The organism is Streptomyces zaomyceticus, assembly GCF_014656215.1.
GTDB lineage: Bacteria > Actinomycetota > Actinomycetes > Streptomycetales > Streptomycetaceae > Streptomyces > Streptomyces zaomyceticus.
This window is the reverse complement of the sequence record NZ_BNBZ01000003.1, coordinates 17,498-28,379: the sequence shown is the minus strand read 5'-3', so window position 1 is coordinate 28,379 and position 10,882 is coordinate 17,498. Positions and strand designations below refer to the sequence as shown.

Genomic DNA, 10,882 nt, shown 5'->3' with positions numbered 1-10,882 from the left:
CGCCATGCACGGGTGGGTGAACGGAGTCAGGTCCTGGCTGTCGTCGCTGGACGAGGACGCACTCAGATCCCTGCTGACCTGGCATCAATGCTTACGGGGCGACAGACACGCCCACACTTCGGACCGCCCCCCGCGCCCGGCGCCCCCCTCACGGCGGGAACTCCACGCGGCGCGGGTCCGCCTCGCCAAGGCACAGCCGGGACAGCTGACGAGCATCACCGGCTGCGGACTCATCTGGGCGGTGAAGGCGCTCCACACGGAGTACGGCTTCTCGCAGCGCGCCCTCACGGACCCCACCCTCGACGAACTCCTCGCCATGCTCACGGTCCTCGACCCGCCCCTCGCGCGCTGCGCCCTCTACGGGATGCTCCTGCCCGGCACGAGCCGGCTGCCGGTGGGACCGCTGGCCCGGGAACACGAGTCCGCGTTACAGGCGGCGGCGGACAGCGGCCCGCCGCACGACGCGCACGAGATCGGCCCGCGCTTCGAGGCCCTGGAGGCCGCGTCGGACGAGCACCCGGGCGGTGACGAGGCCCCCGCGGAGACCCCGCCCGACTCCCCGACGACGAACCCCGAGTGTGAGGATGCCGCTCCCGTGCCCGACGCCGTGCCCGCACCCGCACCCGCTCCCGCTCCCGAGCCGACCGTCGCGTCCGCATCCGCCCCCGTGCCCGCTCCCGGACCGGAGACCCCGGTCGGCCCGGCGGCCTCGCTCGCCCGGCTGAAGGGGACCGGTGAGCGGCTGGCCGGCGTCCTGCGCGTCGCGGCGGACGCGGTCGAGACCGGGCAACTGCCCCCGGACGCAACCGTCGAGGCGATCAGCGCCTGGACCGAGGACCGCGAGCGGCTGACCGCGGCGCTCGCCGCCGAAGGGATCGCCTGGGGGCCGGATCTCGGATACGCCGAAGCCGGGGACGAGTTGACCCGTCTGCGGGAGGCGCGGGCCGAGCAGTGCGACGGCCTGCGCCGCAAGGCGAGCCGCTACGCGGAGCTCCTGGAGTGGGCCGACGACGAGGAGGAGGCCGCCGACCTCCGCCGCCACCTGGACCGCGTCGAGACACAACTGCGCGAACTCGGCGCCCCGGCGGGCGAGGAGCCCGCCGCCGATCGCCCCGGGGCAGGTCCGGGGGAAGCCTCAGGAGAGACGCCCGCCGAGGTCACGGGCGAGCCGGATGCCCGGTGCGGCGGACCGGGGGAGGAGGCCCCGGCGGGACGGACCGAGCACGGCACCGGGGACGCGACCACGAGCACGTGCCGGGTCCGGGCGGGCGCCTCCGCGATCGAGGCCGTCCGCCGGGCGGTGGAACCGCCGCCGCCGGCCCCGCTGCCCGCCCCGGACCCCGTACCCGACCGGGCCCCCGCCACCCCGCCGGAGCAGACGCCCCGGCCGACGCGGCCGCCGACGCCCACCACGGCGCCCGTCGCCACCACGGCACCCGTCCCCACGCAGGCCCCGCCCCCCGACCCCGCCCCCGACGCGCTTCCGCTCCCCGCCCCGTCCGTCTCCGTCCCCGCCGACCAGGCCCCCGCGCCCGCCGCCGCCCCGGCCGGCACACAGGATCCGCCCCCGGCCCCCGCCGCCGAGCCCCTTTCCGCCGCCGAGCCCGCCCCCGTACCGGCCCGGAACCCCGTCCCCGCGCAGACCCCGGCCCTCGTCCCCCCGCAGCCCCAGCCGTCCGCCCCCGCGCCCACCCCCGAATCCCTCCCCGTCGAGGACGAACCCTGGCCCTCCGGGGTCGACGCGCCCGACTGGGACCCTTACGCGCCCTGGGACACCGGCAGCGAGCCGCCCGTCGGCAGGCTGCTGCGGTACGGGCGGGTCGCCGAGGCGTACTGGATGACCGTGGCCTCCCGCGAGAGCGACGTCCGGGCCCGCACCCTCGCGTTCGCCGCCGCCGCCTTCGGCTGTGTCTCGGACAGCGAGGCCACCCCCGTACAGATGGCGCACGAACTCGACCCCGCGCTCGCCGCCCAGGACCGCGAGGCCCATCTCGTGGCCCTCGCGGCCGCCCTCCGCACCGGGCTCACCGCGCGCTGGCCGCACGGCCTCGTCAGCGGATTCGTCATGCCGTCCGGGCTCACCGGACCCTGGCAGCAGCTGCTCACCGTGCTCGTCGCCGCCGTCCGGGACGGCCGCGCCTTCGAGCCCGGCATGCTCCAGGGCAGCGCCGAGGGCCTGGAGGCCGCCACCCGCGAGGAGATCGGACTGACCGCCCGGCAGCTGCTCGACGACCTGCCGCGCCGCAAGATGAAGTACCAGCGGGCGTCCCAGGTGCTCCAGTACCTCGTCGGCCCCTCGGGCCCGGTGCGCCAGGCGCTGAACGAGGTCATCGAGTGGTCCGCCCAGAGCCCGGCGCAGTACACCGGCACACCCGGCTTCCGGTCCCTGGGCGAGGAGTTGTGGCGGGCGGAGGACATCGACCGGCTCATCGAGGACACCGACGCCCTGTTCCGTACCTCGAAGCAGGCCAAGGAGCCGATCACCGCCGGCGCGCTCCGGCAGCTGCACACCGCCTGCCGCTCCGTCGGCGAGCTCCTCATGCGGGCCGAGGCCGCCCACACCGCGGCCCGGCCGCACCAGGGGGTGAGCGACCGCGGCATCCCCGAACTGGCCTCGGTCCTCCAGGACGTGGCCGACGAGCCCGCCCCGGCCGGCACGGGCGGCGCGGCGCTCGCGCTGTTGCGGTCCTGGCTGACCGGCGAGCACCTGCGTTCCGCGGACACGGGCGCCGACCAGCTGCGCGCGAACGGCGGCTCGGTCCCGCCCGCCGACTCCCTCCTCCGGCTGCCCGACCTGCCCCGGGACGCCCTGGGCGACCCGGAGTTCTCCGACCCCAGGGCGGCCCGCCGGATCGCCGCCCTGCTGACCCCCGCGGACGCCGAGTACGCCCTCTCCCGCTACCTCGGCGACGGCGACCTGCACCTCGCCAGGGCGCTGATCGCCGCGGTCGAGAGCGAGCCGGAGGAGTACGGCTGCACCGACCCCGAATGGGTCGAGACGGCGGCCAGGAGGCTCACCCAGGGGCACGAGGACTGGCGGCGCACGGTCGCCGGGCACCATCGAGCGGCGGCCGGACTGCTCGCCCAGATGCGGACCCTCAACCAGCTCGCGGCCGATCAGGAACGGGAGTTCGTGGGCCGGCTCCAGGAGTTCGCCGACGGCGAGGACTCGGGCCGCTACCGCTTCGCCGTGGACCAGCTGCGCACCCTCCAGGACGAGCTGGTCACCCTTGTCGAGGACTACACCCGGCAGCTGCGCGAGAGTCTCGCCCAGCTCCGTTCCCGCCCCGACCAGCCGCTCTCCACCGGCGACCACGACCGGATCTCCCGGCTCATCGACGAGGGGGACACGGTCACGGCCCAGGAGTTCCTCGCCCTGGCGACGAGCCACACGCCGCTGCCCGAACAGGGCGCCCGGTACGACGACGGATCGGAGCTCGAGGCCTTCCTCACCGGTGTCACCGCGCCCGGCGCGCCGAAGGCCGGCGGCGAGGGCGTCGACGCCGACTGGTGGGCGAAGCGCTACGGGGACCCGGCGTCCTCGCTCACCCCGGCGGCGGTCAACGGCCTCGAGGCCTGGGCCGCGCTCTGCACCCCGCGCGGCCGGCGCGGCGAACTGCCCCAGCACCTCTCCCGGTTGCTGCGGCTGCTCGGCCTCGACGTCTCCCCGGGCCAGGTCACCGCCGAGCGGGTGGCCCTCGGCCAGGGCATGCGCCGTTTCAAGGTGCGCGCGCAGGTCGCCGAACGCGCCGGGTACGTCGCCGCGCTCGGCTCCCGGACCTCCTCGTACACCGTCCTGCTCATCTGGGAGGAGCAGCCGGCCGACGGCCCGCTGGCCCACCTGGAGGACGCCGACGTCGGCGCCAACATCGTGCTCTATCTGCATCCGCTCGGTCTGGAGGGCCGTCGGGGGCTCGCCGAGTCCGCCCGCTCCTTCGCACAGCAGTCGCTGGTCGTCGACTCCGCCGTGATGGGCTGGATGGCTGCCCGGGCCCCCGGCTCCTTCCGTTCGCTGCAGCGCGTGACCCTGCCCTGGGCGGCGTACAACCCGTACACGCCGTTCGTGGCGGGCCTCGTCCCGCCCGAGGTGTTCTACGGCCGCGACGAGGAGATGCGGGAGGTGATGGGCCGCGAGGGCGGCATGTTCCTCTACGGCGGCCGGCAGCTCGGAAAGTCCGCGCTGCTGCGCCGGGTCGCCGAGATCTTCCCGAGCCGCACCGACACCCACGTCGCCGTCTACCTCGACCTGCTCAAGGCCGAGATCGGCCACGCCGAGGCACCCGACCGGATCTGGAGCCGGCTCGTCGAGGACCTCAAGCGCAAGGGCGTCTTCAACAACAAGATGTCGGAACAGGCCGGTCCCGACGTCGTCGTGCGCAACATCCGCACCTGGCTGGACCAGGACGACACCCGCCGGATCCTGGTCCTCGCGGACGAGGCGGACGCGTTCCTCAACACCGACTCGCGCCGCGCCTACCGCGTCGGAAGCGAGTCGACGTTCCCGAACGTCATGCACTTCCAGCGGCTCATGGAGCACACCGAACGACGGTTCAAGATCGTCTTCGCGGGACTCCACCAGGTCCAGCGCTTCGGACACCTCTCCAACGTCTCCACCGTGCACGGCGGCCCCGACGTCCTGGTCGGCCCGCTCGGCACCCAGGCGGCCGTCCGGCTCGTCACCGAGCCCATGGCCGCCCTCGGCTACTTCTTCGAGCGCCCCGAACTGGTCTGGCGGATCCTCGCCATCACCAACTACCAGGCCAACCTGGTGCAGATCTTCTGCCGCGAGCTCGTCCGCGTCCTCCACGACCGGCCGTACACCTTCTCCGGGGGCCCGGTCCGGATCAGCGAGGAGGACGTCCAGAAGGTCGCCGCCTCGGAGACCGTGCGCCAGCAGATCGCCGAGCGGCTGCGCTTCACGATCAACCTGGAGGACCGCTACCGGGTCCTCGCCCTCGTCATCGCCCTGCTCAGTCTCGCCGACAACTACCGCGGCGACTACTCCGCGGGCGAACTGCTCCAGGAGGCCCGGGAGGCCTGGCCGGAGGGGTTCGAGATGCTCAGCGCCAAACAGGCGCAGATCTTCCTCACCGAGATGGTCGGCCTCGGCCTGCTCATCCAGCTCGGCGACCGCTCCCGCTTCGCCGTCCGCAGCCCCAACGTCGTCAATATGCTCGGCACCCGCGAGGAGCTCGAACTCGAACTGCGCGAGACCGAGTTCGGCCTTCCGTACGACTACAACCCGCATGCCGCCCGGCGCATCCTCGGCCGCGACGCCCGGCACGTCCAGACCTACAGCCCGCTCACCGAGGAGCAGCTCCACGAGACCGCCCAGTCCGGTGTCAGCCTCATCGGCACCACGGCCCTCCACCGGCCGGAGCTGGTCCGCCGGGCGGTCACCGCGTTCGCCGAGAACCGCGGGGTCGACGTCGTCCCGTACACCCACGGGGACGACCTCACCGCCCTGCTCGCGAGCCGGGGCCGCAAGGCCCATGTGATCATCGCCGACCTGCGCGGCGCCACCCCGGCCGAGCTGCGCGACGCCGTCCGCTCCATGCTGATCCACGCCGGTCCCGCCGCCGACCGGCTCGTCCGGCAGACCGAACCGCGCAGCGGCGGCAACGAGAACCGCTCCGTCGTGGTCGTCGCCGACGCGGCCGGCCTCGCCGAACTGGCCGCCGACGACGGGCACGAGGAGCTGGCCGTACGGTGGCTGCGCCCCGAACGGTGGACCGCGGACGCCCTGCGCGCCTGGTCGGAGTGCCCCTTCGTGTCCCGCGAGGACCGCGACCGGCTGGTCGCCGCGACCGGTGGCTGGCCCCGCTGGATGGAGGCCGCGGTGACGGACGTGTCCGTGCACGGCGCGACCCTGGACAACGCCGTCGAACGGATACGCGCCCTCATCGCCGGCTCCCGCAACATCGAGGAGCACCTGCGCCTCTCCGGTCTCGACACACGGGACCTCGACCTCCTCACGGCCTGGACCGGATACGTGGAGGAGGGCCAGGGCGTGCCGCGCGACGACGTGGGGGCTGCGATCGAGCTCTCCGACGCGGACACCGACGCCTGGCTGCAGCACCTGGGCCGGCTCGGCGTCCTCGACGAGACGCCCGAGGGTTTCGCGGTGGAACCGGTGACGTACCGCGCGGTGCGGTCCCGGGCGGCCGCCGGGGAGAAGTGAGGTGACGGGGGCGGAGACCGAGGCGGGGGCCGGGGCGCGCACGGGAGCGCGGGCCGTGCCTCCGGGTGAGCTGCCGGGCGTACGCGCGCAGCTGCGCGCGGTGGCCGCCGACCTCGCGGCCGGGCTCAACTGCCTCTGGCTGGTCACCGACGCGATGGTGGAGTCGGGGCTCGCGGACGAGCTGTACCGAGGGGCGCTGTCCGCCGCTCCGATACGAGTCGACATACCGCCCCCGGCCTCGGCACACCCGCACGCGACGGAACCGGAGCCGGGGCCGGGCGCGGGAGAGTTCGGCGTACGGGCGGACACCGGGGGTGGGGCGGACCGCGACGGGCCAGCGGACGGCGTCGGATGGGCGGACGCCGGCGGACCGGCCGACACCGGTGGATGGGCGGACGCCGACGAGCTGCCCTTTCTCGACCTGCCCGACGACGGCTTCGACCTCGACCTCGGCTGGTCCCTCGACGGCGCACCGCCCCGCGTACCGGCTCCCCGCAAGGAGCCCACCGGCCCCCGGCACGACCCGCACGGCCTCCTCGCCCGCCTCGGCAAGGAACTCTCGGTCGACGCCGACGAGGCCGTGGCGAGCCTGGTCGCCCCGGGCCGGTACGGCCGCCCCGTCGTCGGCATCCGCGCGTGGGCGGAAACGGAAGCGCCCGGCACCCGGACCGGAGCCCTACCCGGCACCCGGACCGGCACCCCGTCCGGCGTCGTGCCCGGAGCCCCGTCCGGAGCCCCGTCCGGCGTCCTGCCCACAGCCGCGCCCGGCGCCCCGCCCGGCGCCCCCGTCGAACGCCTCTTCCGCTCGCTCGCCGCCGCCGTCAAGGACGCCGGACTCCCGCCGGCCGAGCGCCCCCGCCTCCTGGTCGTCGCCCGCCTCCGCGACCTGCCGGAACCGCTCCCGGACGAGCTCCGGCACGGCCTCGGCGACACGGCCGTGCACTGGTGGTGGGGCGCGCTCGGCCGACTCGACACCGCCACCGCCATCGCGCCGGTCCTCGACCACGCGCCCGGCACCTCCGGCCGCGACCGCCACCGCCACAGCGACCCGCTCGCCGAGCGCATCCGCCGCGCGGTGCGGTCCGAGACCGTCGTCGAGGTCTGCGGCCCCGACCTGGAGCTCGCCCGGCTCCTCGCCCTGGACTGGGACGGGGCGCAGCACACCCTCGGCGCCGCGCTCGGGCGCTGTCTCGCCCGGTCGCCCGGACCCGTCCCGGCCGACTGCCCGCCGCTGCGGCGGATCGGCGCCCTGCTGCGGCCGGGCGCGGAACTGCGCCAGGCCTGGGCCAGGGGCGCCGTCGTCTCCTGGGAGGGCCGGCTCCGCGCCCACGTGGGCGTCTGGCACCCGGCGGCACCCTCCGCGCCGGCCACCGGCGAGGCCGAGGACCGTCTCACCGCGCTGGTCTCCCAGGCGCAGCAGCGGGTCCTGACCCCGTGGATCGAGGAGGCCCGGCAGCGACTCGCCGTGAGGGCCCTCGGCCATCTGAACCGCCCGGTGGCCACGCTCGTCGCCGGCTACTCCGCCCGGCCCCCCGCGTACCTGGGCCGCGACCCGGAGCGGGCGTTCCTGGAACTTCAGGTGGGCGAGCTGCTGCGCGCCCACATCGGCGGCGCCCTCGCACTGCCCGCGCGCGACGCGGCACTGCTGCGGCTCCTCGTCGACGCGCGGAACGTGCTGGCGCACCGGTCCGTGCTGTACGACCGGACACTCGACGAGCTGTGCGCCGAGCTCTCCCAGGCGGATCTGCGCGCCCCGTAGTCCCACGGAGGGCCACGTCAGAGAGGGTGCGGGGCGGCGAGCGGGCCGGTGGAGTCCCACCCCGCGACGCCCCCGAGCTGTAGGGACCCGACAGTGACACCCGTACGCCACTGTCGGAGCTCGATTCCTCATGTCGGTGGCGATACCGATAGGTTTTCGGCTACCAGACCGCTATCGAAAGGGTGATCCGTTGAGCCGCTCGGTTCTCGTCACCGGAGGAAACCGGGGCATCGGCCTCGCCATCGCCCGCGCGTTCGCCGATGCCGGCGACAAGGTCGCGATCACGTACCGGTCGGGTGAGCCGCCGGCCGGCTTCCTGGCCGTCAAGTGCGACATCACCGACGGTGAGCAGGTCGACCAGGCGTACAAGGAGATCGAGGAGCAGCACGGTCCGGTGGAGGTCCTCGTGGCCAACGCCGGCGTGACGAAGGACCAGCTCCTCATGCGCATGTCCGAGGAGGACTTCACCTCCGTCGTCGACACCAACCTCACCGGCACCTTCCGGGTCGTCAAGCGTGCCAACCGCGGGATGCTGCGCGCCAAGAAGGGCCGCGTCGTCCTGATCTCCTCGGTCGTCGGTCTGCTGGGCTCCGCGGGCCAGGCCAACTACGCCGCCTCCAAGGCCGGCCTGGTGGGCTTCGCCCGCTCCCTCGCGCGTGAGCTGGGCTCCCGCAACATCACCTTCAACGTCGTCGCCCCTGGTTTCGTCGACACCGACATGACCGCGGTGCTCACCGACGAGCAGCGCGCGGGCATCGTGTCCCAGGTGCCGCTGGGCCGCTACGCCCAGCCGGAGGAGATCGCCGCCGCGGTGAAGTTCCTCGCCTCCGACGACGCCTCGTACATCACTGGAGCCGTCATCCCGGTTGACGGCGGATTGGGCATGGGTCACTGATCACCATGAGCGGAATTCTCGAGGGCAAGCGCATCCTGATCACCGGTGTGCTGATGGAGTCCTCCATCGCCTTCCACACCGCGAAGCTGGCCCAGGAACAGGGTGCGGAGATCATCCTCACCGCCTGGCCGCGGCCGTCGCTGACGGAGCGCATCGCCAAGAAGCTCCCCAAGCCCGAGAACGTGAAGGTCCTGGAGCTCGACGTCTCCAACGACGAGCACCTCGCGCGTCTGGAGGGCCAGGTCCGCGAGCAGCTCGGTGACCGTCTCGACGGCATCGTGCACTCCATCGGCTTCGCCCCGCAGGACGCGCTCGGCGGCAACTTCCTCAACACGCCGTTCGAGTCGGTCGCCACGGCCATGCACGTCTCCGCCTTCTCGCTGAAGTCGCTGACGACGTCGCTGCTGCCGCTGATGACGGAGGGCGGCTCGGTCGTCGGCCTCACCTTCGACGCGCAGTACGCCTGGCCGCAGTACGACTGGATGGGCCCGGCCAAGGCCGCCCTGGAGGCCACCAGCCGCTACATGGCCCGCGACCTGGGCAAGCAGAACATCCGCTGCAACCTGATCTCGGCGGGTCCGATCGGTTCGATGGCCGCCAAGTCCATCCCGGGCTTCAGCGAGCTGGCCGCGGTGTGGGACAGCCGTTCCCCGCTGGAGTGGAACCTGGCCGACCCGGAGCCGGCGGGCAAGGGCGTCGTGGCGCTGCTGTCCGACTGGTTCCCGAAGACGACGGGCGAGATCGTCCACGTCGACGGCGGTCTGCACGCGATCGGCGCGTAACCGCTCCGCACAGCCGGAAAGGGCCGTGTGCCGCCCCTCGGGGCGGCGCACGGCCCTCGCCGTTCCGCAACTCCTGCCCGACTCGAAAAGTCGCGCGAATCACCCCAGACTGAGGCAGAGCGTGAGGTTCCTGCTGCTGATGGGGAGGAGGTACGGGCATGCGCGCGATACGTCACGGGTTCGGCGCGTTCGCCTCCGTCGCCGTACTGCTCACCGGGATAGCCGTCGCCGCCGAGGTGCGGGCCGCCCCGGCCCCGGCCGAGGAGCTCCCCGTCACCACCCCGACGCCCGAGGAGCGGGAGAACTTCGGCGCCTCCTGCCGCACCGTCGTCCAGGGCTCCCGCGTCACGGCCCACTGCCAGAACCCCTATCCGCGCACCGACCGGGTCCGCCTCCATGTGGAGTGCGAGCGCTGGTGGGACATCGACAGCGACAGCGCCCCCGTGGACGTCGGCCCCGCCGACTACGGCGAGCTGAACGGCCGTTGCTGGAAGGAGGTCCGGTCCGCCTGGGTCACCCACCAGCCGGCGGACCAGGCTCCGGACCCGGCTCCGGTACGGGGCTCCTGAGGCACAGGAAGGGATAGCCGGCCGCTTCCGTACCGGCCCGCTCGGCGTCGCCGTCCCGGATCGCGTCCACCAGGCGCGCGTGGTCCATGTGGTTCTCGGGGCGCAGCTCCTGCCCCACGTCGTCCCGCAGCCAGTCCCGCAGGAGATCGCCCAGGTCCGCGTAGAGCTCCGTCAGCACCTCGTTGCCCGAGGCGGCGACGACCGCGTGGTGGAAGGCTGCGTCGACGGTCACGAAGCGCTCCGCGTCACCGGACTCCCATGCCTCCTCGCGTCGTACGAGCAGGGCGTCCAGCTGCTTCAGATCGCGCTCGCTGCGCCGCCCGGCGGCGAACCGCGCGGCCGCGGACTCCAGGGTCGAGCGCAGCTCGGCCACGTGCCGGGGGTCGGATCCGGCGAAGCGCCGGTGCATGACGCCCGCGAGCTCACTGGTGGCGAGGACATAGGTGCCGGAGCCCTGGCGGATGTCGAGCAGCCCGTTGTGCGCCAGGGCCCGTACCGCCTCGCGCACCGTGTTGCGGGCCACTCCCAGCTGCTCGACCAGCTCGGGTTCGGTCGGGATGCGTGAACCCACCGGCCACTCGCCGGAGGTGATCTGGTTCCGCAGCTCGGCGATCACCTGATCGGAGAGGCCTGTGCGCCGGGGATGGCCGAGGGCCATGAAGCACCTTCCCATTCGTTCGAGATTGGACAACCAAT

Annotated in this window: 6 protein-coding genes; 5 read left to right on the top strand and 1 reads right to left on the bottom strand. The window is 73.9% G+C overall.

Annotated elements, in window-relative coordinates:
- Positions 1-4: 4 nt before the first annotated feature.
- The 5 genes from IE311_RS05215 to IE311_RS05195 all read left to right on the top strand — a co-directional run bounded on the left by IE311_RS05215 (position 5) and on the right by IE311_RS05195 (position 10,186).
- Complete coding sequence (locus IE311_RS05215; protein WP_189830374.1) at positions 5-6,181, top strand: hypothetical protein; 6,177 nt, start codon at positions 5-7, stop codon at positions 6,179-6,181.
- 1 nt (position 6,182) lies between these two features.
- Positions 6,183-7,940: a hypothetical protein gene (locus IE311_RS05210; RefSeq protein ID WP_189830373.1), complete on the top strand. Its 1,758-nt coding sequence runs from the start codon at positions 6,183-6,185 to the stop codon at positions 7,938-7,940.
- Between the two features lie 190 nt (positions 7,941-8,130).
- Positions 8,131-8,835, top strand: coding sequence for a 3-oxoacyl-[acyl-carrier-protein] reductase (gene fabG / locus IE311_RS05205; protein WP_189830372.1), 705 nt, complete (start codon positions 8,131-8,133; stop codon positions 8,833-8,835).
- Between the two features lie 5 nt (positions 8,836-8,840).
- Positions 8,841-9,617, top strand: coding sequence for an enoyl-ACP reductase FabI (gene fabI / locus IE311_RS05200; protein WP_189830371.1), 777 nt, complete (start codon positions 8,841-8,843; stop codon positions 9,615-9,617).
- 158 nt (positions 9,618-9,775) lie between these two features.
- The gene (locus IE311_RS05195; protein WP_189830370.1) at positions 9,776-10,186 is read left to right on the top strand and encodes a hypothetical protein; all 411 of its coding nucleotides are present in this window, start codon (positions 9,776-9,778) and stop codon (positions 10,184-10,186) included.
- On the opposite strand, the gene IE311_RS05190 is transcribed toward IE311_RS05195, so the two are convergent.
- A complete protein-coding gene (locus IE311_RS05190) occupies positions 10,131-10,844 on the bottom strand; it encodes a FadR/GntR family transcriptional regulator (RefSeq protein WP_189830369.1) in 714 nt (237 codons plus the stop codon). The two genes, IE311_RS05195 and IE311_RS05190, sit on opposite strands and share 56 nt — an antisense overlap.
- Between the last annotated feature and the right edge of the window lie 38 nt (positions 10,845-10,882).